Source organism: Shinella sp. M27 (genome assembly GCF_049199905.1).
In the GTDB taxonomy this organism is placed as follows: Bacteria; Pseudomonadota; Alphaproteobacteria; order Rhizobiales; family Rhizobiaceae; genus Shinella.
Genome location: NZ_JBLZPK010000001.1, coordinates 203 through 22,424, shown reverse-complemented (window position 1 = coordinate 22,424; position 22,222 = coordinate 203). Strand labels below are relative to the sequence as shown.

Genomic DNA, 22,222 nt, shown 5'->3' with positions numbered 1-22,222 from the left:
TCTCAGGCGGCCAGCAGGGCGTCGAGTTCGCCGGCGCGTTCCAGCGCATGCAGGTCGTCGCAGCCGCCGACATGGCGGTCGTTGATGAAAATCTGCGGGAAGGTGTTGCGGCCGTTGGCGCGCTTGATCATTTCCTGGCGGATATCAGGCGCATAGGTTGCGTCATGCTCCTCGAAGGTCACGCCTTTCGTCTCCAGGAGTTTCTTCGCGGCGCTGCAATAGCCGCAGAACTGACGCGTGTAGATCACCACCGAAGGCATGTTTTCCGCTCCAAAGCTTGAAAAATCATCTTTTATATAGGTCCGGGAAGCGCCCTTGCAAAGGTCAAAACGGTGACATCCGCAACCCCGGCGCGCTTCAATGTGCGGGTGACGGCCGAAACGGTGGCCCCTGTCGTATAGACGTCGTCGACCAGCACGACGCGGCGGCCGAAAAGCTTTTCACGCCCCTCAGGCGTGATGGAAAAGGCGCCGCGCACATTCTCCTCGCGTGCCCTCGGGCCGAGACCGATCTGACGGCGGGTGCGCTTCGTGCGGCGCACGGCGTCGATGAGGACGGGCTTGCCGGAAAAGGCCGCGAGCGCGCGAGTGAGTTCCGCCGACTGGTTGAACTTGCGCCAGACGAGGCGAAAGCGATGAAGCGGCACGGGCACGATGAGGTCGGCCGCCTCGACGGCGCCATCGCCGGCGCGCAGCATCCACTGCGCCATCATCGGCGCGAGGTCGGTGCGGTCGCGATACTTCAACGACTGCACGAGCACGCGGGCGAGGTCATCATAGAGCGCGACCGAGCGCAGGCGATCGAAGGGCGGCGGATTGGCGATGGCATCGGCGCTGAGGATGCCGGGACCGAGATCGTGTGAGAAGGGCGTGCCGAGCACCTCGCAATAGGGGCGCTCGATGAAGGCGAGCCTCGACCAGCATTTCGGGCAGAGGCTTGCCTTGCTACCGGTGAGGATGCCGCAGCCGGCGCAGGCGGGCGGATAGACGAGATCAAGTGCCGCGTCGGCAAGGCTGCGCAGCCGGCGGGCGAAAACCTGCCGGAGCGGGACCGTTGGCACTGTCTCGGCCTCGATTTCGCCCATGCGGTTGACATTAGCGGCCCTTAGCGGCCAAAGCGAAGGAAATTCGAAAGGGATCTTGTCCATGGAAACGCTGTTCGACCACGCCCTGATCGATACCAACCGCCGCCGCGCCCTCGCCGCCGGGCCGGCCGATTTTCTGCTCGATATCGTGGCGCAGGAGCTGGCCGAGCGCCTTGGTGTCATCGACCGCCGTTTCGAACGAACCGTCGAGCTGCATGGTCATACCGGTGCTGCCGCGCGCGCCATCGCCGCGACCGGCAAGGTGGATGGCCTCGAGCGGGTGGAAAGCGATCCGCATTTCGCAGCACCTGGCGAGGTGCTGACCGTTTCACCGCTCGAAACCGTGCCGCTCGAACCGCAATCGGCCAATCTCATCGTCTCGCCGCTCGCGCTGCACCTGACCAATGACACGCCCGGCGTCTTCGTGCAGATCCGCCGGGCGCTGAAGCCGGATGGACTGTTCCTCGCCGCCATTCCCGGCAGCGGGACCTTGCAGGAACTGCGCGAGGTGTTGCTGGCGGCCGAGAGCGAAGCGACCGGCGGGGCGAGCCCGCGGGTCATTCCGTTTCCGGATGTGCGGGACGTCGGGGCGCTCTTGCAGCGCGGCGGCTTTGCACTGCCGGTCACGGACAAGGAGACCTATACGGTCCGCTACGATTCGATTTTCCCGCTGATGAAGGACCTGCGCGCGATGGGTATGGCCAATCCGCTTGCCGGCCGCAGCCGGCGGCCTTTGACGCGCGGCATTCTTCTGCGTGCGGCCGAACTTTATGCGGAGCGCTTTTCCGATCCCGACGGACGCATCCGCGCGAGTTTTTCGATTATCTACGTATCAGGCTGGGCGCCGCATGAAAGCCAGCAGAAGCCGCTGAAGCCGGGCTCGGCGACGATGCGCCTTGCTGATGCGCTGAAACAGGGTGGTCCGGAATAGGAGTTATTTCCAGGAGTCCAGTAGCGCCGTATTGATGGTCTCCAGGACTGTCTGCAGATTGCCGCTCAGGGCGCCAAGGCCGCCGAGGAGGCCAACGGTGATCAATCCGGCCAACAAGCCGTATTCGATCGCGGTCGCGCCCTCGGTGGCGGAGAGGAAGGATTTCAGCAGTCTAGGCACCATTCCTGCTCTCCCCAATCACTCTGTTTATCTGCTCAGCAGCCGTTACCCCGGCCGTTGTCATCGATGATGCAGACGGCGCCGGGCATTTCCTGCAGAACGCTGCGGCGAACCGTGTAGCGCTTGCCGGTTTCCGACGGGATCGATCCCGTCGAAATCATGTCGAACTCATCGGGCACGTTGGCCATCATGCGCTTGTCGGACTTGGCCGAGAGGACCGGGGTCAGGACGAGCGCAAGGGCGATCACCGCCGTGCCGAACAGCAGAGCAAGATTGAGTGCACCGGTCCGGGTATCGCCGGCCGGCGTGAAATCCTTCTCCTGAACGGTTTTCCAGAAGTCTTCGTCACGCATAACAGGTCTCGTAAGCATTCATTGCAACGTTAAGCCCAATCTTTGAACGACGGTGCTAAACGATTGCTTAACGAGAACTGAAAAATTGAGGGTAAATCCCTGCCGAATACCGGATTGTCAGCAATTCATGGGGATAACGCCTGTCCCGAAACGTTCAGAGCAGATCCATGAGGAAGGGGATCAGCGGTTCGTCGGCGGGGGGCATCGGATAATCGCGCAAGGCTTTGGGGCGAACCCACTTGACGGCCTGACCCTCGCGCCCGTGCGCCGTGCCCTCGAAACGGCGACAGACATAGAGCGGCATCAGCAGATGGAAGTCGTCATAGGTGTGGCTGGCGAAGGTGAGCGGCGCCAGGCATGGAATCTTCGTGGTGATGCCGAGTTCCTCGTCCATTTCGCGGATCAGCGTCTCCTCGGGCGTCTCGCCCGGTTCGACCTTGCCGCCGGGAAATTCCCAGAGGCCGGCAAGCGACTTGCCCTCGGGGCGCTGGGCAAGAAGCACGCGGCCATCGGTATCGACCAGCGCGCAGGCGGCGACGAGCAGGATGCGGCGCGGTTTTACTGAAATCTCGGTCATGCCGCGTTCGGCCCCCGGTAGCTGTAGCGATAGACGTCCTTGAAGCCGGCGCGGCGGTAGAGCGCGAGGGCGGCGGCGTTGTCCGCCTCCACCTGCACCCAGGCCTGGCGCGCACCCTTGAGCTTGGCCCAGCGCAGCGCCGCATGCAGGACGGCGGTGCCGGTGCCTTGGCCGCGGCGTGCTTCCGCAACGCCGAGCTGGAGGATGCCGGCGAGGTCGTTGTCCTGCACGGCGAGCGTGACGGCCGTCGGGCCGAAATCCGTCTCCTCGAAGATGAAGAGGCCGACCTCGGGCTTGATGGCATTGATGATTTCGGTGAGGCCAGGCTTGAGTGCCGGATCGTCACCGGCAACGCGGATGCGGGCATCAACGAAACGGCCGACATCGCGGCTTGGCAGGTGGTCGACGCCGTCCTCTCGGGAGAGATCGGCGAGGTTCGCCGTCATGACGATCGTGTGGCCGATATCGACCCAGCCGGCATCATCCATGAAGGCAATCAGTTGCGGCGGTGTCAGCGGCGTCTGGCGCACCAGCAGCGGGCGGCCATAGTCGGCAAACCGCTTGGCGGCCTTCTCCAGACGGATTGCAATGTCCCTGATGTCAGAGGGATCGAGCGGGTTGACGGAATTCAACCGGCGCGAGGGATGGCCGGCGGTCAGCCGGCAGAGCCAGCTGCCGTCATACTGGGCGCTGGCCGCAGGCCAGGCGCGAAAGCCAACGGCCTCGAGCCGGCGGACTTTGGGAAGGTCGCTCATCGTCTTCTGTCCGGAAGGGGTCACGCTGTTTACCCCTTAGCTGCGGTAGTCGCCGTTGATCTCGACATATTCCTTGGTGAGGTCGCAGGTCCAGACCGTGGCTTTACCGTTGCCGAGGCCGATCTCGACGCGAACGGCGATGTCTTCCTGCCTCATCACAGCCGTTGCCGCGGCCTCGGAATAGGTCGGATCCCGCTCGCCGTCGACGGCGACGCGCACGTCGCCGAACCAGATGGCGAGGCGGTCGCGGTCGGCCATCTCGCCGGACTTGCCGACGGCCATCACGATGCGGCCCCAGTTGGCATCCTCGCCGGCGACGGCGGTCTTGACCAGCGGGGAATTGGCGATCGACAGCGCGATGCGCTTGGCGGCATCGTCGTTTTCGGCGCCTTCGACTGACACGGCCACCATCTTGCGCGCACCTTCGCCGTCGCGCACGACCTGAAGGGCGAGATCGCGCAGGAGATCGTTGAGCGCAGCGCGGAAGCCATCGAGCGAAGCGTCGTCAGCCGTTACGGGCGCCTGGCCTTCGGCGGCACCCGTCGCAAAGAGCATCAGCGTATCCGACGTCGAGGTATCGCTGTCGACGGTAACGGAATTGAAGGTCGGGCCGACGCCTGCCGACAGCAGTGATTGCAACACGGGCGCGGGAATGGCGGCATCGGTGACGACGAAGGAGAGCATGGTCGCCATGTCGGGCGCGATCATGCCGGCCCCCTTGGCGATGCCGTTGATGCGCACGGTGACGCCGCCGAGGTCTGCGGTTCGGGTCGCGACCTTCGGATAGGTATCCGTCGTCATGATCGCCTTGGCGGCCTCGAACCAGAAGTCCTCGGTGCCGGTGCTGGCCAGGCCGTCGAGTACGCCGGAGAACTTCGTGGCATCCAGCGGTTCGCCGATCACGCCCGTCGAGGCGAGGAAGACGTCGCTTTCGGCGCAGCCGATCGCTTTGGCAGCGGCTTCGGCGGTCATCTTGGTCGATTCACGGCCCTTGCGGCCGGTAAAGGCATTGGCATTGCCGGAATTGACGACCACGGCGCGGGCAACGCCGCCGGGCAGGTTGGCACGGCAGAAATCGACCGGGGCGGAGGGGCACTTGGAACGGGTGAAGACGCCGGCGACGGTCGCGGGGCGGTCGAACACCATCATCAGCACGTCGGTGCGGTTCTTGTACTTGATCCCGGCGGCGGCGGTTGCCATGCGCACGCCGCGGACGGGCGGCATTTCGGCATAGGTCTTCGGAGCGAGCGGGGAGATGGAACCGGACATGCGTGCTTTCCTGTGTGAAGAAAGGCCCGGCGGTAAACGCCGGGCCATGGTTTTTTACTGCTGGCCTTCAGTTGCCGGGGCAGCTTCGTCTTCACCCGCGGCTTCCTGCTTGTTGACCGCGTCGTAGGCGGTCTTCAGCGCGGCGTCCTGGATGTCGACGGGGGCTGCGGCCTTGGCCTTCGCCAGAAGCTCGAGATACTTGTCGCGCATGACGAGCTGGCGAACCTGCGGCTCGACCTGGTCAAGTGCCGGGGGCTGCTGCTTGCGCTTGTCTTCGATCTTGATGACGTGGAAGCCGAACTGGGTCTTCACCGGCTCCTTGGAATAGGCACCTTTTTCGAGCGCGAAGGCGGCTGCTTCGAATTCCGGAACCATACGGCCCTTGCCGAAATAGCCGAGGTCGCCGCCTTCGGACTTGTTCGGGTCCGTCGACTTTTCCTTGGCGATTTCGATGAAATCTTTGCCGGCATCGAGATCCTTGATGATCGCCTTGGCCTCTTCCTCGGTCTTGACGAGGATGTGCCGGGCGCGGATTTCGTCTTCCGGCGTGATGGCGGCGATTTCCTTTTCGTAGCGCGCCTTCACTTCGTCCGGCGTCACGGCGTCGACGACATGCTTCTTGAAATAAGCATTGTGCAGCTCGCGGTCCGTGAGGAAGGCGAGGCGCTGCTTGAAGTCGGCGCTGTCCTTCAGGCCTTCCTTGTCGGCGTCCGATGCAAGCAGCTTGACGTCGATGATCGAGGAGAGGGCGGCAACGCGCTTCTGCTCGTCCGGCAGGTTGGCAAGCTGCGGGTCGAGGCCGGCAATGGCGAGCTTCAGTTCCGATTCGTGGATCTCGGTGGCGCCGACCTTGGCGACAACCGGATCGGCGGCAGCGTCTTCAGCGCGAACGCTGGTGCTTGCGGCAGCAATCGCGATGAGGGCGACGGCTGCGAGCTTGCTATACTTGAACATATTCGATGAGACCTTTCACATCCTCGCCGGAATCGGGGAGATATCCGGTGCCAGGGGCCTCAACACCACCAGAATGTGGCAGTTGTGCAACCGCCTGAGCCGTTGACATCATTCGACCCCCCTCTTATCTGTCACGCAATCCCGCGTCCAGAACAGTTTCCGGGCGTTTCACGGCTTTGCGCGCAAATAACGTGCGACCTGTCACGCGCCGGGCGCCACAAAGAAAGGACCATCCTGATGGTCAGCCTCGGCGGCATTGCCCGCAAGTTGTTCGGTTCCTCGAACGATCGCCGCGTCCGTTCCTATAAGCCGCGCGTCGACGCCATCAATGCGCTGGAGCCTGAAATCAAGGCATTGTCCGACGAGGCGCTGCGTGCCAAGACGGTGGAATTCCGCGAACAGCTCGCGAGCGGCAAGACGCTCGACGATATTCTGGTGCCGGCCTTCGCGGTCGGCCGCGAGGCGGCGTTCCGCGTTCTCGGTCTGCGTCCCTTCGACGTCCAGCTGATCGGCGGCATGATCCTGCACGAGAAGTCGATCGCCGAAATGAAGACCGGTGAAGGCAAGACGCTCGTCGCGACGCTTCCCGTCTATCTCAACGCGCTCGCCGGCAAGGGCGTGCATGTCGTGACGGTCAACGACTATCTCGCCAGCCGCGACAGCGCCCAGATGGGCAAGATCTACGGCTTCCTCGGCCTGACCACCGGCGTCATTGTGCATGGCCTCGACGACGACCAGCGCCGCGCCGCCTACGCCTCCGACATCACCTACGCGACGAACAACGAACTCGGTTTCGACTATCTGCGCGACAATATGAAGTACGAGCGCGGCCAGATGGTGCAGCGCGGCCACTTCTTCGCCATCGTCGACGAAGTCGACTCGATCCTCGTCGACGAAGCGCGCACGCCGCTGATCATTTCCGGCCCGCTCGACGACCGCTCCGACCTCTACACGACGATCGACGCCTATATCCCCCTGCTGGATGAGGCGGATTACGAAATCGACGAGAAGCAGCGTTCGGCCAACTTCTCCGAAGTCGGCACGGAGAAGCTCGAAAACCTGCTGCGTCAGGCGGGTCTTCTCAAGGGCGAATCGCTCTATGACGTCGAGAACGTCGCCATCGTCCACCACATCAACAACGCGCTGAAGGCCCACAAGCTCTTCACCCGCGACAAGGATTACATCGTCCGCAACGACGAGATCGTCATCATCGACGAATTCACCGGCCGCATGATGCCGGGCCGCCGCTATTCGGAAGGCCAGCACCAGGCGCTCGAAGCCAAGGAAAAGGTCACGATCCAGCCGGAAAACCAGACGCTGGCCTCGATCACCTTCCAGAATTATTTCCGCATGTATTCCAAGCTCGGCGGCATGACCGGCACGGCCTCCACAGAAGCCGAGGAATTCGGCAACATCTACGGTCTCGAAGTCGTGGAAGTGCCGACCAATCTGCCGATCCAGCGTCTTGACGAGGACGATGAGGTCTATCGGACCGTCGAGGAGAAGTACAAGGCGATCATCCAGGAGATCAAGGACGCCCGCGAGAAGGGCCAGCCCGTCCTCGTCGGCACGACCTCGATCGAAAAATCCGAATATCTCGCCGAGCGTCTGCGCATGGCCGGTTTCAAGGATTTCCAGGTCCTCAACGCCCGCTACCACGAGCAGGAAGCCTATATCGTTTCGCAGGCCGGCGTTCCCGGCGCGGTGACGATCGCCACCAACATGGCCGGCCGCGGCACCGACATCCAGCTCGGCGGCAACCTCGAAATGCGCCTCGAGCGCGATCTCGCCGAGATGGAGCCGGGCCCGGAGCGTGATGCCAAGCGCGATCAGATCATCGCCGAGGTCAAGCAGCTTAAGGAAAAGGCGCTTGCCGGCGGCGGTCTCTACGTTCTCGCTACCGAGCGTCACGAAAGCCGCCGCATCGACAATCAGCTGCGCGGCCGTTCCGGCCGTCAGGGCGACCCGGGCCGCTCGAAGTTCTTCCTGTCGCTGCAGGACGACCTGATGCGCATCTTCGGCTCCGAGCGCATGGATTCGATGTTGCAGAAGCTGGGTCTCAAGGAAGGCGAGGCGATCGTCCATCCCTGGATCAACAAGGCTCTGGAGCGCGCGCAGAAGAAGGTCGAAGCCCGCAACTTCGACATCCGCAAGAACCTCCTGAAATATGACGACGTGCTGAACGACCAGCGCAAGGTCATCTTCGAGCAGCGCATCGAGCTGATGGACAGCGAGAACCTGTCCGAGATCGTCACCGATATGCGCAACGAAGTGGTCGAGAACCTCGTTCGCCTGAGTATCCCGGAAAATGCCTATGCCGAGCAGTGGGACGTTCCCGGCCTCAAGAAGGGCGTTCTCGAACAGCTGAACCTCGACCTGCCGATCGAAGCCTGGGCGGCTGAGGAAGGCATCGACGAGAAGGACATTCTGGAGCGCCTGCACAAGGCCGCCGATGCCGCCGCCGCCGACCGTGCGGAACGCTTCGGTCCCGAGATCATGACCTATGTCGAGCGCTCCGTGCTGCTCCAGACGCTGGACATGCTGTGGCGCGAGCACATCGTCAATCTCGATCACCTGCGCTCCGTCATCGGTTTCCGTGGCTATGCCCAGCGCGACCCGCTGCAGGAATACAAGGCCGAGGCCTTCGAGCTCTTCCAGGCGCTGCTCGCCAACCTGCGCCAGACCGTGACGTCGCAGCTGATGCGCGTCGAGCTGGTGCGCCAGGCCGCCGACAGCCCGGCCCCGGTGCCGCCGGAAATGGAAGGCCACCACATCGACGGCACGACCGGCGAGGACGATTTCGGCGAAGGCAGCGGTGGCTTCATGGCGGTTGCCGCGGAAAACCGCGATCCGAACGATCCGTCGACCTGGGGCCACGTTTCTCGCAACGAACCCTGCCCCTGCGGCTCGGGCAAGAAGTACAAACATTGCCACGGCGCCTTCGAACAGGCCTGATGGAAATGGAAATGCAAAATGCCGCCTTCGGGCGGCATTTTCTTTTCGAGCCGGCAAGAGCCTCCGGCGCCGACCCAACCGTTTGTTAACCCTGATCTGACAAGACTGACGCTGGTAGAGTTTTGCGTTCGGGTTCCTGTGTTGATGGCGGTCATTCAATCGGCGGAGAGGTTGCTGCCATCGAGCCTTCGCGGCAAGGCGGAGCCTCTGTTGCGCGCCGTCGCGGCCATTCTCGCCAGCGACGATCCGCGCAACCTCGCCCAGCGCATGGCGCTGATCGCTTTTGCCATCCGCGTTGCCAGTGCGGCCATCGCCTTCATCTCGCAGATCATTCTTGCCCGCGTGATGGGCGAGTTCGAATACGGCATCTTCGTCTTCGTCTGGGCGATCGTCGTCATTTTCGGCGACATGTCCTGTCTCGGCTTCCACACGACGGTCGTGCGCTTTCTGCCGGATTATGTCGGCCGCGCCGCCTATGCGGAAATCCGCGGCCTGACCTCGACGGCGCGTATCTTCGCCATGCTCTCCTCGACGGCGCTCGCGGTGGCGGGTTTCCTGACGCTCTGGCTCTTCCGCGACCGCGTTGCCGATTACTATGTCGTGCCGCTCTTCGTCGGCCTGTTCTGCATGCCGATGATCGCGCTCGGCGACGTTCTGGAAAGCACCGCGCGGGCCCATAGCTGGGCCGTCGTGGCGCTGAGCCCGACCTATATCGTCCGCCCGCTGCTCATCCTCGTCTTCATGGTTCTGGCCGTCTGGCTGGGTGAGCCGCACACGGCGCTGACGGCGATGGTGGCTGCCCTTGCCGCCACCTATCTCACCACCGTCGCGCAGTTCTTCAACATCGTGCGCCGGCTCGGCAAGCGTTATCTCGCCGGACCGCACAAGGTCGAATTCGGTCTCTGGATCAAGGCGGCATTGCCGATCTTCCTGATCGAGGGTTTCGGCTTCCTGCTCACCAATTCCGACGTCATCGTCGTCGGCCTGTTCCTCGATCCGGAAAGCGTCGCCATCTATTTCGCAGCGGCCAAGACCATGGCGCTGGTGCATTTCGTGTTCTTCTCGGTGAAGGCCGCGGCCGCGCCGCGCTTTTCCGCGATGTTTGCAGCCGGTGACCGTGTGGGGCTGGCGCGTTTTGCCGGCGAGACTGCGCGCTGGAGTTTCTGGCCGTCGCTTGCCGTCGGGCTCTCCGTGCTGGCGGCCGGCCATCTCCTGCTGTCGCTGTTCGGCCCGGCCTTCACGGCGGGCTGGGGCCTGATGTTCATCCTCTTTGCCGGCATTCTCGCCAAGGCGCTCGTCGGGCCGGGCGAGGTGCTGCTGACCATGTGCGGCGAGCAGAAGCTGTGCGTCGCCGTCTATGCCGTGGCGCTTGCCGCCAACATCACCTTCAACGTCACGCTCATTCCGCTCTTCGGCCTCGTCGGGGCGGCCTCCGCCACGGCCGGCGCCATGGTTGTCGAGGCGCTGCTGCTGCACATCGCCGTGCGGCGAAAACTTTCCATCCTTCTCTTCGCCTTCGCCGATCCGGTGACGGCAAAACTTGCCAATGGGACGGACCACCATGACCGATAGTCACGGCTTCGACCACACGATCGCCGCCGGCCGCGCCCAGGCCGCCATTCCGCCCGCCCCGCCGCTGGCGCAGCCGCCGGCCGACCAGCGCTTCGCCGTCGGTCGCCCCGGCCGTTCACTCGCGATCTATCCCGCGACGGCCGGCTACGAGTTGCAGCAGGAACTCGACTTCCTGTCGAACCGCGTGATGGAGCCGAACGTCTTCTTCACCGGCCGCTTCCTGGCGCCCGCCATGCCGCGCCTGGAAGACCGCATGGTGCGCCTCTCGGTCATTCGCGACGAGGCGGGCGGGCGCAGCCGTATGCGCTTCCTCATGCCTTTCTCCGTCGAAAAGCCGGGCTTCTCCATCGGCTCCAGCATCCTGCGTGCCTGGTCGAACCCGTTTGGCCCGCTCGGCACGCCGCTGGTCGATGCGGAGGAGGCGGCTGAAACGCTCGACAATTTCCTGGAGGTGATGGGCGGTCCCAATACCGGGTTGCCGGCCATTCTCGTCCTGCCAGATCTGCGCCTCAACGGCGCCTTCGCCCAGCTGATCCGCGCCGTTGCGATTGGCCGCAACCTGCCCGTCACGGTGACCGACACCTATCGCCGGCCGATGCTGGACAGCCTGCTCGACGGCCAGACCTATCTGCAAAAGGCCATGTCGCCGGAGCATTTTCGCGAGTTGCGCCGGCAATGGCGCAAGCTCAATGGCATGGGTCTGCTCAGCTACAATGTCGCCCGCCAGCCCGCCGATATCCGGCTGCGCATGGAAGAGTTCCTGCTGCTCGAGGCCGGGGGCTGGAAGGGCCGTGGCCGCACGGCGATGATCAACGACCGCTACCGCGCCGCCTTTGCCCGCGAGGCGATCAGCAATCTCGCCGAGACCGACGGCGTGCGCATCCACACGCTCGACCTCGACGGCCGCGCCATCGCCTCGATGATCGTCTTCATGATGGGCGGCGAGGCCTATACGTGGAAGACGGCCTATGACGAGGAATTCGCGAAATATTCGCCCGGCAAGCTTCTGGTGGCCGAGCTGACCGAATGGCATCTCGACGACGCCAATATCGCGCGCTCGGATTCCTGTGCGGTGCCGGATCATCCGGTCATGAGCCGGTTCTGGGAAGAGCGTGAGGATATGGGCACGCTGGTCGTCGGGTTGCAGCAGAACCGCGACCGCGACGTGCGCCAGGTGGCGGCCCAGCTGCACCTCTACCGCAACACCCGCAACGTGGCGCGCCTGCTGCGCGACAAGATCCGCTCGCTCGCCCGCCGTTGACGGAACGCATCAGGCGGCGAAGGGCGTCTCCTCCGCCGCGCGCTTGCGCAGCAGATGGCGGATGACCTTGCCCGAGGTCGTCAAGGGCAGCGAATCGACGAAGTCCACCTCGCGGGGATATTCGTGCATCGAAAGCCGCGATTTTACCCATTCGCGGATTTCCACCGCCAGTGCCGGCGAGGGTGTCTGGCCGGGGCGCAGCATGACATAGGCCTTGACGATTTCCGTGCGCACCGGATCCGGCTTGCCGACGGCGGCGGCAAGCTGGACGGCGGGATGGGCGGCCAGGCAATCCTCGATCTCGCTCGGCCCGATGCGATAGCCCGAGGAGGTGATCACGTCGTCGTCACGGCCGAAGAAGGTGACGTAACCCTCCGCGTCCATGCGCCCGAGATCGCCTGTCGTCATCCAGTCGCCGATGAATTTCTCCGCGGTCGCTTGTCCGTTCTTCCAGTAGCCGAGGAACATCACCGGATCGGGCCGCTTGACGGCGACCTGCCCGACGGTGCCGCGCGGTACTTCCCGGCCGTCCGCGTCGATGATCGCGACGACATGGCCCGGGACGGCCTTGCCGATCGGCCCCGGTCGGGACACGCCGAGCTTGCCGATGGAGCCGAGCACGATGTTGCACTCGGTCTGGCCGTAGAATTCGTTGATCGTGATGCCGAGCGTGTCGTGCACCCATTCCCAAGTCTCGCGGCCGAGCGATTCGCCCGCCGAGCCGATGGTGCGCAGGTTCAGCCGGTATTTTTCGCGCGGATTGGCGACCGTCTTCATCAGCCTCAGCGCCGTCGGCGGAATGAAGGCGTTGCGCACGTCCATGTCCTGCATGATGCGATAGGCCATGTCGGGATCGAATTTCTGGCCGGGCGAGGAGACGACGGGCACGCCGAGCAAGAGCGCCGGCAGCAGCACGTTGAGAAGCCCGCCCGCCCAGGCCCAGTCCGACGGCGTCCAGATACGGTCGCCCGGCTGCGGCAGGAATTCGTGGTGCATCTGAAAGCCCGGCACATGGCCGAGCAGCACGCGGTGGCCATGCAGCGCGCCCTTCGGCGGCCCCGTCGTGCCCGACGTGTAGATCATCATCGCCGGATCGTCCGGCCCGCTATCAACGGCGGCGAAGGGGCCGGCATGGCTTTTGACGAGGTTCTGGAAGGATTTTGCCGCTGGATCGCTCGACGGCTGCGTCGTCACAACGAGATTGAGCGTCGGCAATTCCGCACGGATCGGTCCCAGGCGTTCGGCGCCGAAGCGGTTCGTCACGATCGCCCTGGCCTCGGCATTCTTCAGCCGGAACAGCAGCGCATCGGTGCCGAACAGCAGCGCCAGCGGAAGAGCGATGGCGCCGAGCTTGTAGATCGCGACATGGGCGATGACCGTTTCGAAACCCTGCGGCAACAGGATCGCCACGCGGTCGCCGGGACGAACGCCTTCGGCAACAAGGGCTGCCGCAAAGGCGTCGGAGCGGGCGGCGAGTTCGCGATAGGTCATGGAGAGGGGAGCGGCATCCGGCAGGAAATGCTGGAGGCAGACGCGATCCGGCGCGTGGGCGGCCCAGGCATTGGAGACGGCGGTGCCGATGTTGAACCGTTCGGGGATATCCCAGCGGAAATCCCCGTACAGCGCATCATAGGTCGATCTCTCCGAGAGCATCCGCACCACTCCAGTTTGCTGCACTGCAACTAGCATTTCGGAGGGGGCGTCGGCAATGGGCCGCTTTTTGCGGGGTCACGGCCAGGCGAGGCGGTTGTCGACTTCCTCGACCTCCTTCACCGAAGCCGCGATGGTGACGGCGCGCTCGGCCTCCTCTGCCGATCCGACACTGCCTGAAAGGATGATCCGCCGCCCTTTGCAGGTGACGGTAACGTCGGAGGCATCCACGTCGCCGGCGACGGACAGGGCATCCGCCACATGCGCTTCGAGCCAGGCGGGATGCGGCGGCTCGGCATGTTCTGGTTTCTTGCCCTTGAAAGTGGCTTCCTTGAAAACCATGACGCGCTCCTTTGGTCGGGTTAACGGAAGGAAACGCGGGCCTGCGGCATTTGTTCGGTGCGGCTTAAGGGAGAATTAGGACTGTTTCGAAGTCGGACATATCCGCCCCGGAATGGACGTTGCTGCCGAAGGCGTATTGCGGTTAGACCTCTGAATATCGCAACCGGGGATAGCATATGAGCACCATCAATATTAGCGGCTTCACGTCGAAGTCCGGCGCCAATTTCAACGAATTCGTTTCCGAGAACCTTCAGTCGATCCTCGATTTCGACAAGGAGGATTTCAAGTCGACCTACATCAAGCTTTGGAATGTCGGCGAAGATACGTCGATGACCCTGCTCGGCAAGGGGCTGGTCTACAAATACCAGGGCAAGGAAGTCGTCGGCATCTCCGCCGGCACGCTTAACTCCTTCAAGGTCATCGCCGAGGGTGCGAAAGTACTCGACATTACCGGTCTTTCGCTTTCCGGCCCGGCGCTGACGAGAGCCATCGACAGCGGCAACACGACGACCTTCCTCAATGCCTTCCTTTCGGGCAACGACACCATCAAGGCGACGAAATATGCCGACATTTTCTGGGGCGGCAACGGCGACGACACGCTCTACGGCTATGACGGCAACGACACGATGTCGGGCGGCAACGGCGTCGATACGCTCATCGGCGGCAACGGCAACGATAAGCTGAAGGGTGATGCCGGCAACGACACGCTCAAGGGAGATGCGGGCAACGACCGTCTGGAAGGCGGTGCTGGTGCTGACAAGCTCTACGGTGGTGCCGGCGCGGACACGTTCGTCTTCCGCAGCAAGACCGATTCACTGACGACCGCACCGGACAAGATCTTCGATTTCAGCCGGACGCAGAAGGACAAGATCGATCTCAGCGCCTTCGATGCGAGCACTGCCAAAGGGTTTCAGGACTTCACGTTTATCGGCGAACAGAAGTTCCACAACAAGGCCGGCGAGCTGCGTTATGAGATCAAGAACGGCGATACGTTCATCCATGGGGATACCGATGGAAACGGCAAGGCCGATTTCACGATCGTTCTCGATACGTCGCTGAAGCTCCTCGGAACCGACTTCATCCTCTGAGCCGTCGCGCATATCTCTGCGAAGACAGACCCCTGAAATGGTTGAGACCCAAGAGCGTGCACATCGCTCTCGGGTCCCCCTCACAACCGCATCCGGGGGTGTCTGCAGTTGCATACGATAAATGCGGCTCTGCAAAATTTGTTCCCGCTAAAAAACGAATTTTTTCTCAGGGGGCTGGAGATTTCGCAGCCGCGCCCTAAAAGGCGCGGTTTTCCGACGGTAGAACCGCACGAATCCGACCAAGGATGTGATGATTTTGGTGCCCCATGCCGGAATCGAACCAGCACTCCTTTCGGAACTCGATTTTGAGTCGAGCGCGTCTACCAGTTCCGCCAATGGGGCACGGCACCGAAGCCATCGCCGTTTACACGATGCTTTGCCGGGCGGCAACCGGCAAATGGGGCTGATGGCATGATCACTTATCCGTGCGGTGATTTACAATATGGCGTCACCTGATAGAACTCGGCGCCGTTTCGCCGGTATACCCGCCGGCCCGATTGGACGGACCTGATGACGGCTTCCCTCGACTTCTCCCGCAAGGCTTCCGCCGGCCTGCTTTCATTCGGCATGGCCGCGACCGTCGGCGGTGCGCTCGCCTTCGAACATATCGGCGGTTACATTCCCTGCGCGCTGTGCCTTCTGCAGCGTGACCCCTACTACTATGGCATCCCTGTTGCTGTTGCCGCGCTGCTGTCGGCGCTGTTCAATGGGCCTGTCTGGCTGACGCGGCTGCTGCTGGCCATTGCCGGCATCATGATGCTCGTCGGCGCCGGCATGGGCGTCTATCATGCGGGTGTCGAATGGGGTTTCTGGGAGGGGCCGGCGACCTGCGCGACGACGGCGCAGGGTGTGACGCAGAATGCCGGCGACCTGCTCTCCGATATCAACACCAAGCACGGTCCGTCCTGCACGGAAGCGTCGTTCCGGCTGCTTGGCCTGTCCTTCGCCGGCTGGAATGTGATCGCAAGCCTCATCCTCGCCGCGATCGCCTTCAAGGGCGTGCGGTCGGCGAAAGCGTGATGCCCGCAACCCGTTTCGAACGCGTGCCGTCGCCGCAAGGCCGTCCCCCGGTCTTGCGTGGGCTGCGTCAGGGTTGCAGTTCGACGTCCCAGTAGAGATAGTCCATCCAGCTTTCATGCAGATAGTTGGGTGGAAACAGTCGCCCGTTATTGTGCAGATCCTGAACCGTCGGCTGGTAGGGCTTCTGATGCGGTTGCATGCCCGCCTGCTTCGGCAGCTTGCTGCCTTTTCTCAGATTGCACGGGGAGCAGGCGGCGACCACATTCTGCCAGGTCGTCTCGCCGCCATGGGCGCGCGGGATGACATGGTCGAAGGTCAGGTCGTCGGGTGTCCCGCAGTACTGGCATTCGAACTTGTCGCGCAGGAACACGTTGAACCGGGTAAATGCCGGGTGGCGCGAGGGCTGCACGTAGGTTTTCAGGCACACGACGCTCGGCAGGCGCATCGTGAAACTCGGCGAAGACACCGAATGCTCGTATTCGGCGATGATGTTTACGCGGTCAAGAAACACGGCCTTGATCGCGTCCTGCCAGGACCAAAGCGACAAGGGGTAATAACTCAGCGGCCGGTAGTCAGCATTCAGTACGAGTGCTGGCAGGGCCTGTGGTGAAACAGAAATCGTCAAGGGCTTCTCCTGATCGATTCGGCATCTGCCCTTCTATATTAGGCCCGTTGTTACAGCATTGTGAAGCCGGAATGGAAAAGCGGAAACGATCGATTTTCGCGGGTTCATGCTTCCAGCACCGGCGCGACTTCACGGCGCATTTCCCGCGCATAATAGGCCCAGAAAAGCCGGGCCGAAACGCCGCGCCAGGGCGACCATTTTTCGGCGATGGCGTCGAGTTCCCGCGGGGTCGGGCGCATGCCAAGCCCGAATGCGTAGGCAACCGCATTCTGAAGCGCGACATCGCCTGACGGGAAGATGTCGGGATGTCCGGCGCAGAACAGCAGGTAGACATCGGCCGTCCAGCGACCGATGCCCTTGATGGCAGTCAGCTTTCGCGTCGCGGCGGAGGCTTCCATGTGGCAGATGGCGTCGAGATCGAGTTCGCCGCGATCCACACTTTCGGCCGCGCGGCGCAGCGTCTCTGCCTTTGCACGCGACAGGCCGATGGCGCGGCAGTCCGCGTCGGAAAGGCCGAGCATGTGGTGGGGCGTGATGTCGCCTGCCGTCTCTTCCAGCCGGCGCCAGATCGCGTCGGCACTCGCCCGTGACACCATCTGCGCGACGATGATGCCGGCAAGGCCGCGATAGCCGGGCGAAAGGCGGCGCAGCGGCACGGGGCCGGCCTTGTCGATGACGGTGAACAGGCGCACGTCGATGAGTGCGAGGTCGACGAGACCTGCCGCGACATCCGCGTCCGTTTTGATCATGTGCAATTGCATTGTCGTGAGCCGCCCTTTTGTTGTCGTGCGCGCCTCGTCATGGCAGAAGACCTCATGCACAATCCTTTGTCAAAACCGCGTGTCTTCCGTTTCGCGCCGAGCCCGAACGGGCTGCTGCATCTCGGCCATGCGCTCTCGGCGATCCTGAACCACGATCTCGCCGCAGCCTGCGGCGGGCGGTTCCTGCTGCGCATCGAAGACATCGATCCGGCGCGCTCGCGACCCGAATTCGAAGCGGCGATCTATCGGGATCTCGCCTGGCTCGGGCTCGACTGGGAAAAGCCGGTGCGCCGGCAGTCGGAGCATCTGCCCTTCTATGGTGCCGCGCTGGAGCGCCTGAAGACGATGGGTGTGCTCTATCCAGGTTTTCTGAGCCGCGGCGAGGTGAGGGCGCGGGTTGAGGCACATGAGGCCGCGGGCGGGGTCTGGCCGCGCGATCCTGACGGTGCGCCGCTCTATCCGACGGAGGAGCGGAAGCTTGACCGGGGAGAGGCGCTAGCATGGATTGCCGCGGGGCGGCAGCATGCCTGGCGGCTCGACATGGACAAGGCGTTGGCGCTCGTGCCGGATAGTCTTGACTGGTCGGAGACCGGCGCGGGGCCGGAGGGCGAGACTGGCATCGTGCCGGCCTGGCCGGCGTGCTGGGGCGATGTCATCCTGTCGCGGCCGGATGCGCCGGTTAGTTATCACCTTGCCGTGGTGCTCGACGATGCTCAGCAGGGCATCACGGATGTCGTGCGCGGGCAGGATCTTTTCCACGCCACTTCCGTGCACAGGCTGCTGCAAAGCCTTCTCGGCTTGCCCGCACCGGCCTATCGGCACCACGGACTTGTGCCGGGGCCGGATGGGCGAAAACTCTCCAAGAGCAACCAGGATACCGGCATCGCCGCCTATCGGGAAAAAGGGGTTTCACCGGCCGGTCTTCGCGCCCTGCTCGCGGGCTATGGCTTCGTCTTCCATTGAATCGTCGACGACGGGTGCGGGCTTCTTCACACCCCTGATCTTGTCGAGAATGATGTGCTTCACGCGGTATTTCAGGAGTGCCGCGTTGATCTCTGCGCCGAGGATGAAGATCACGCCGACGATGTAGAGGAAGACCAGCGCGATCATAATCGAGGCGAGGCCGGCATAGGTCGAGACGTAATTGGCGAAGGTCGCGAGATAGGAGGCGAAGGTATAAGCGCCGACGCCCCAGGCCAACAATGTCAGGACGATGCCCGGCAGAACGTCGGCAATCTTGCGCCGGCCGGCCGGCAGCCAGAGATGGGCGATCAGGAGGCCGATGAACAGCACGAGGATGGTGCCTAACAGGCCCCAGCTCTCCACCCAGGAATAGACATAGGTGAGCCAGGGCAGCCAGTCGCCGGTGGCGCGCACGGCGAGCGGTGCTGCGACGAGAACGATGCTGATGACGGCAAGCGCCAGAACGCTGGCGATGACGAAGCCGAGGCTGGCGAGGCGCGTGACATACCAGTAGCGCGTTTCGGCGACCCGGTAGGCGCGATTGAGCGAGATGCGCAGCGCCTCCACGCCGTTTGAAGCGAAATAGGCGGCGGCGAGCACGGAGACGGTCAAAAGCCCGCCGCGTGGGATGGTGAGGACGGCGACGACTTCGCGCGAAATGGGGGCGGCGATCGATTCCGGCCAGGTGTCGAAGATCAGGTGCACGGCGGTTTCGGCGAATTGATCGGCGCCGAGGAAGGAGGCAAGCGCGGTGCCGAAGATCAGGAAGGGGAAGATTGCCAGAAGGGTCGACAGCGCGACATGGCTTCCCATCGCCCAGCCGTCATCCTCGGAAAAATGCCAGATCGCATCGAAGATGACCTTGTAGGTTAGTCGGATGGCGGTCGGCATCGGCAATGTCCAGTCCCTTCACGGCCGTTGCCCGGCCGCGCTCTCATTGTCTGTTGCGGTTGAATATGGGAAACGAAGGCGGATTTGTACAGGAAATGACCATGTCTTCTCCAGAAACGACGCGAAGCATCATCGTCACCGGCTGCTCCTCCGGGATCGGCGCTTACTGCGCGCGCGCGCTGAAGGCCGAGGGCTGGCGGGTCTTTGCCACCGTGCGGCGGAAGGAGGATCTGGCGGGCCTAGAGGCTGACGGCATCGAAGCGCTGCTGATGGATTATACCAAGCCGGACACCATCGCGGCGCTTGCCGAGACCGTTCTTGTACGCACCGGCGGGCGGCTCGATGCGCTGTTCAACAACGGCGCCTATGGCCAAGCCGGGGCCGTCGAGGACCTGCCGGTCGAGGTGCTGCGCGAACAGTTCGAGACGAACGTCTTCGGCTGGCACGACCTGACGCGGCGGGTCATTCCGGTGATGCGCCGGCAGGGCCATGGCCGCATCGTGCAGTGCTCGTCGATCCTCGGCATCGTGCCCTATCGCTGGCGCGGCGCCTACAATGCCTCGAAATTCGCGCTGGAGGGCCTGTCGCTGACGCTGCGCATGGAGCTCAAGGGCTCGGGCGTGCATGTGAGCCTGATCGAGCCGGGACCGATCGCCTCGCGCTTCACGGCCAATGCGCTGCATTACATCGAAAAGAACATCGATCTCGAAAACTCGGTTCATGCGGAAGAGTATCGCCGGCAGCTCCAGCGCCTGCGCGGCGAATCAAAACCGGCGCGCGGAAAGCTCGGACCGGAGGCGGTGCATGAGGTGTTGCGTCATGCGCTGACGGCGAAGGCGCCGCGGCCACACTATGTCGTCACGAAGCCGGCAAAACAGGGCGTGCTGCTCAAGAAGCTGCTGCCGGCAGGGCTTTTCTATCGCATCATCGGCCGGTTCGGCTGACGCGGCGCGGCGTCGCAGGCTTTTTGCCGCAAAAGACGTGCACTTTGCGTGAAATGCCCTATGTGAATAGGGCTGACAGAAATCAAACCGGAACGTTGGCATGTCTTCCTTCCTCACCTTCATGACCCTGCTCGTCATGGGCCTCGTCGTCATCGTGCTCGTGCGCGGCCTCGTCAACATGGCCAAGGGCGGCAGCGGCAACACGTCCAACAAGCTGATGCAGGCGCGCGTCCTGCTGCAGGCCGTCGCCATCGTGCTGATCATGCTGACGCTGTGGATCACCGGCGGCGGGCGCGGCTGATGGTCAAGCTCAACAAGATCTATACGCGCACGGGTGACGACGGCACGACGGGCCTCGTCGCCGGTCCGCGCCGCAAGAAGCACGACCTGCGCGTCGAATCCTACGGCGCGGTCGACGAGACGAATTCCTGCATCGGCCTCGTGCGCCAGCACCTTGCCGATCACCCCGATCTCGACCGGATGATCGTCCGCATCCAAAACGACCTCTTCGATCTCGGTGCCGATCTCGCCACACCCGAGACCGGCAAAAAGCTCGATTACGAGCCGCTGCGCATCGTGCCGTCGCAGGTCGACCGGCTGGAGCAGGAGATCGACATGCTCAATGCCGATCTCGAGCCGCTGCGCTCCTTCGTGCTGCCGGGCGGCACGCCGGCGGCGTCGGCGCTGCATCTGGCGCGCACCGTCGCGCGCCGGGCCGAGCGGCGCATCGTCGCCTTGCAGGAGAGCGAGGGCGAGGCGGTGTCGGCATCGGCGGTCGCCTATATCAACCGGCTCTCGGATTTCCTCTTCGTCGCCGCGCGCTTCGTGAACGACAAGGGTCGCACGGACATATTGTGGGTTCCGGGGCAGAACAGGTAAGCTCGTCCGCCAAGACCTTGGGGAAGGGGATCCATGTTCATACCACTGCATGACGCGAACGCCCTGAAATACATCAAGGTGCAATATGTCACGATCGGCCTGATCGCGATCAATGTCGTCGTCTGGCTGGTGACGGGGCTCGTTTCGACGCAGGCCTTTTCCGATGCGGCGGTGGTGGGGCTCGGCTATATCCCGGCGGTGGTCTTCGATTTTGCCGATCTCGAGCCCAGCCTCGTGTTGGTGCCGGAGGATGCGACCTACATCACCTATGCCTTTCTGCACGGCGATTTCATGCATCTCGCCTCCAACATGCTGTTCCTCTGGGTGTTCGGTGACAATGTCGAGGATGCGCTGGGGCACTTCCGCTTTCTCCTCTTCTATCTCCTGTGCGCGGCGGCCGGCGCCCTGGTGCACGGCCTCGTGCAGCCGGATTCCGAGGCGCCGCTGATCGGTGCGTCGGGTGCGATTTCCGGCGTGGTGGCCGCCTATTTCCTGCTGCATCCCAAGGTGCGCGTCTGGGTTCTGGTGTTCTTTCGCATTCCCCTTCCTTTGCCGGCGGTCATTCCGCTCGCCTTCTGGATCGCGCAGCAGTTCTACATGCTTGCGGTCAACAGAGACGGCGGCGTCTCCTGGGGCGCCCATGTCGGCGGCATCGTCGCCGGCGCGCTGCTGGTTCTGGTGTTGCGCCGCCGCGGCGTGCCGCTCTTCGACCGCACGATCGTGACGCCCAAGGCGGTGCGGCATGTCGAGGCGACGCCGGTGCCGGTGGAGGAAGCCGCTGCCCAGTCTTCCGTTCCTCCGACCCATTGGGGACGGCAATGATCGATAAATTGATGTGAACGTAAAAGTAACTTATAACGCCGGCGTTTTCACGTGAGGAGGGTCCGTGATGCATTGTATTTGGGAAAAAAACACGTATCGATGTCGCCAACCGACAATCAGGACGCCCCGGAAAGGCGCATTTTCCCTCGCGGGCATATGAAGGAAGGAAGCCATGAAGATCTTGGTCCCAGTCAAGCGTGTCGTCGACTACAACGTAAAGATCCGCGTGAAGTCGGATGGTTCTGGCGTTGAGCTTGCGAATGTGAAGATGTCGATGAACCCGTTCGACGAAATCTCCGTGGAAGAGGCGCTGCGTCTGAAGGAGGCCGGCAAGGCTGAGGAAGTG

Annotated in this window: 24 protein-coding genes, 1 tRNA gene and 1 pseudogene; 12 read left to right on the top strand and 14 right to left on the bottom strand. The window is 63.2% G+C overall.

Annotation, left to right across the window (positions count from 1 at the left end):
• Window positions 1-2 precede the first annotated feature (2 nt).
• Both grxC and ACOZK4_RS00130 read right to left on the bottom strand, forming a co-directional pair.
• Window positions 3-260: a glutaredoxin 3 gene (grxC, locus tag ACOZK4_RS00135; protein ID WP_313529441.1), complete on the bottom strand. Its 258-nt coding sequence runs from the start codon at window positions 258-260 to the stop codon at window positions 3-5.
• Window positions 261-292: 32 nt separating this feature from the next.
• Window positions 293-1,084 (bottom strand): ComF family protein, encoded by a 792-nt coding sequence (locus ACOZK4_RS00130; RefSeq protein ID WP_421589815.1) that lies wholly within the window; start codon window positions 1,082-1,084, stop codon window positions 293-295.
• 61 nt (window positions 1,085-1,145) lie between these two features.
• Here ACOZK4_RS00130 and ACOZK4_RS00125 point away from each other — a divergent pair, with 61 nt between their 5' ends.
• Window positions 1,146-2,015, top strand: coding sequence for a methyltransferase domain-containing protein (locus ACOZK4_RS00125; RefSeq protein WP_421589814.1), 870 nt, complete (start codon window positions 1,146-1,148; stop codon window positions 2,013-2,015).
• Between the two features lie 3 nt (window positions 2,016-2,018).
• Here ACOZK4_RS00125 and ACOZK4_RS00120 read toward each other — a convergent pair whose 3' ends face one another.
• The 6 genes from ACOZK4_RS00120 to ACOZK4_RS00095 all read right to left on the bottom strand — a co-directional run bounded on the left by ACOZK4_RS00120 (window position 2,019) and on the right by ACOZK4_RS00095 (window position 6,103).
• Window positions 2,019-2,198, bottom strand: coding sequence for a Flp family type IVb pilin (locus ACOZK4_RS00120; RefSeq protein ID WP_421589813.1), 180 nt, complete (start codon window positions 2,196-2,198; stop codon window positions 2,019-2,021).
• Window positions 2,199-2,230: 32 nt separating this feature from the next.
• Complete coding sequence (locus ACOZK4_RS00115; protein ID WP_117371213.1) at window positions 2,231-2,548, bottom strand: hypothetical protein; 318 nt, start codon at window positions 2,546-2,548, stop codon at window positions 2,231-2,233.
• Window positions 2,549-2,702: 154 nt separating this feature from the next.
• Window positions 2,703-3,125 (bottom strand): (deoxy)nucleoside triphosphate pyrophosphohydrolase, encoded by a 423-nt coding sequence (locus ACOZK4_RS00110; protein WP_421589812.1) that lies wholly within the window; start codon window positions 3,123-3,125, stop codon window positions 2,703-2,705.
• Complete coding sequence (locus ACOZK4_RS00105; protein ID WP_421589811.1) at window positions 3,122-3,880, bottom strand: GNAT family N-acetyltransferase; 759 nt, start codon at window positions 3,878-3,880, stop codon at window positions 3,122-3,124. The genes ACOZK4_RS00110 and ACOZK4_RS00105 overlap by 4 nt, the downstream gene beginning before the upstream one ends.
• A gap of 36 nt (window positions 3,881-3,916) precedes the next feature.
• On the bottom strand, window positions 3,917-5,149 hold the full coding sequence (argJ, locus tag ACOZK4_RS00100) for a bifunctional glutamate N-acetyltransferase/amino-acid acetyltransferase ArgJ (RefSeq protein ID WP_421589810.1): 1,233 nt from the start codon (window positions 5,147-5,149) through the stop codon (window positions 3,917-3,919).
• 54 nt (window positions 5,150-5,203) lie between these two features.
• Window positions 5,204-6,103 carry a peptidylprolyl isomerase gene (locus ACOZK4_RS00095; RefSeq protein ID WP_421589809.1) on the bottom strand — a complete coding sequence of 300 codons (900 nt, stop codon included), beginning with the start codon at window positions 6,101-6,103 and terminating at the stop codon, window positions 5,204-5,206.
• A gap of 237 nt (window positions 6,104-6,340) precedes the next feature.
• On the opposite strand from ACOZK4_RS00095, the gene secA reads away from it, so the two are divergent.
• From secA to ACOZK4_RS00080, 3 genes are all read left to right on the top strand, one after another.
• Window positions 6,341-9,058: a preprotein translocase subunit SecA gene (secA, locus tag ACOZK4_RS00090; RefSeq protein ID WP_421589808.1), complete on the top strand. Its 2,718-nt coding sequence runs from the start codon at window positions 6,341-6,343 to the stop codon at window positions 9,056-9,058.
• A gap of 144 nt (window positions 9,059-9,202) precedes the next feature.
• Window positions 9,203-10,630: a lipopolysaccharide biosynthesis protein gene (locus tag ACOZK4_RS00085; RefSeq protein ID WP_421589807.1), complete on the top strand. Its 1,428-nt coding sequence runs from the start codon at window positions 9,203-9,205 to the stop codon at window positions 10,628-10,630.
• Window positions 10,620-11,891: a GNAT family N-acetyltransferase gene (locus tag ACOZK4_RS00080; RefSeq protein WP_421589806.1), complete on the top strand. Its 1,272-nt coding sequence runs from the start codon at window positions 10,620-10,622 to the stop codon at window positions 11,889-11,891. Before ACOZK4_RS00085 ends, ACOZK4_RS00080 begins: the two co-directional genes overlap by 11 nt.
• 9 nt (window positions 11,892-11,900) lie before the next feature.
• Here the strand turns inward: ACOZK4_RS00080 and ACOZK4_RS00075 are convergent, their stop codons facing one another.
• A complete protein-coding gene (locus ACOZK4_RS00075) occupies window positions 11,901-13,544 on the bottom strand; it encodes an AMP-binding protein (protein WP_421589805.1) in 1,644 nt (547 codons plus the stop codon).
• A gap of 75 nt (window positions 13,545-13,619) precedes the next feature.
• The gene (locus tag ACOZK4_RS00070) at window positions 13,620-13,883 is read right to left on the bottom strand and encodes a BON domain-containing protein (protein WP_313532272.1); all 264 of its coding nucleotides are present in this window, start codon (window positions 13,881-13,883) and stop codon (window positions 13,620-13,622) included.
• 176 nt (window positions 13,884-14,059) lie between these two features.
• On the opposite strand from ACOZK4_RS00070, the gene ACOZK4_RS00065 reads away from it, so the two are divergent.
• On the top strand, window positions 14,060-14,971 hold the full coding sequence (locus ACOZK4_RS00065) for a calcium-binding protein (RefSeq protein ID WP_421589804.1): 912 nt from the start codon (window positions 14,060-14,062) through the stop codon (window positions 14,969-14,971).
• A gap of 257 nt (window positions 14,972-15,228) precedes the next feature.
• Here the strand turns inward: ACOZK4_RS00065 and ACOZK4_RS00060 are convergent.
• A tRNA-Leu gene (locus tag ACOZK4_RS00060) sits at window positions 15,229-15,313 on the bottom strand.
• Between the two features lie 165 nt (window positions 15,314-15,478).
• Here ACOZK4_RS00060 and ACOZK4_RS00055 point away from each other — a divergent pair.
• Window positions 15,479-15,991, top strand: a complete 513-nt coding sequence (locus tag ACOZK4_RS00055) for a disulfide bond formation protein B (protein WP_421589829.1) — start codon at window positions 15,479-15,481, stop codon at window positions 15,989-15,991.
• 67 nt (window positions 15,992-16,058) lie between these two features.
• On the opposite strand, the gene ACOZK4_RS00050 is transcribed toward ACOZK4_RS00055, so the two are convergent.
• Window positions 16,059-16,616 (bottom strand): HNH endonuclease, encoded by a 558-nt coding sequence (locus ACOZK4_RS00050; RefSeq protein ID WP_421589803.1) that lies wholly within the window; start codon window positions 16,614-16,616, stop codon window positions 16,059-16,061.
• 104 nt (window positions 16,617-16,720) lie between these two features.
• Window positions 16,721-17,371, bottom strand: coding sequence for a DNA-3-methyladenine glycosylase family protein (locus ACOZK4_RS00045; RefSeq protein ID WP_421589802.1), 651 nt, complete (start codon window positions 17,369-17,371; stop codon window positions 16,721-16,723).
• 60 nt (window positions 17,372-17,431) lie between these two features.
• Here ACOZK4_RS00045 and gluQRS point away from each other — a divergent pair, with 60 nt between their 5' ends.
• Window positions 17,432-18,340, top strand: a complete 909-nt coding sequence (gene gluQRS / locus ACOZK4_RS00040) for a tRNA glutamyl-Q(34) synthetase GluQRS (RefSeq protein WP_421589801.1) — start codon at window positions 17,432-17,434, stop codon at window positions 18,338-18,340.
• Here the strand turns inward: gluQRS and ACOZK4_RS00035 are convergent.
• Window positions 18,287-19,231, bottom strand: a complete 945-nt coding sequence (locus ACOZK4_RS00035; protein ID WP_421589800.1) for a YihY/virulence factor BrkB family protein — start codon at window positions 19,229-19,231, stop codon at window positions 18,287-18,289. The genes gluQRS and ACOZK4_RS00035 overlap by 54 nt on opposite strands.
• A gap of 101 nt (window positions 19,232-19,332) precedes the next feature.
• Between ACOZK4_RS00035 and ACOZK4_RS00030 the strand changes: the two genes are divergently transcribed.
• The 5 genes and pseudogenes from ACOZK4_RS00030 to ACOZK4_RS00010 all read left to right on the top strand — a co-directional run.
• Window positions 19,333-20,175 carry an SDR family oxidoreductase gene (locus tag ACOZK4_RS00030; protein WP_421589799.1) on the top strand — a complete coding sequence of 281 codons (843 nt, stop codon included), beginning with the start codon at window positions 19,333-19,335 and terminating at the stop codon, window positions 20,173-20,175.
• 100 nt (window positions 20,176-20,275) lie between these two features.
• A complete protein-coding gene (locus ACOZK4_RS00025; protein ID WP_298102936.1) occupies window positions 20,276-20,476 on the top strand; it encodes a twin transmembrane helix small protein in 201 nt (66 codons plus the stop codon).
• On the top strand, window positions 20,476-21,054 hold the full coding sequence (locus ACOZK4_RS00020; RefSeq protein WP_421589798.1) for a cob(I)yrinic acid a,c-diamide adenosyltransferase: 579 nt from the start codon (window positions 20,476-20,478) through the stop codon (window positions 21,052-21,054). Before ACOZK4_RS00025 ends, ACOZK4_RS00020 begins: the two co-directional genes overlap by 1 nt.
• Before the next feature lie 33 nt (window positions 21,055-21,087).
• The gene (locus ACOZK4_RS00015) at window positions 21,088-21,876 is read left to right on the top strand and encodes a rhomboid family intramembrane serine protease (RefSeq protein ID WP_421589797.1); all 789 of its coding nucleotides are present in this window, start codon (window positions 21,088-21,090) and stop codon (window positions 21,874-21,876) included.
• A gap of 172 nt (window positions 21,877-22,048) precedes the next feature.
• Window positions 22,049-22,222, top strand: a pseudogene (locus ACOZK4_RS00010) (electron transfer flavoprotein subunit beta/FixA family protein); the annotation flags it as partial.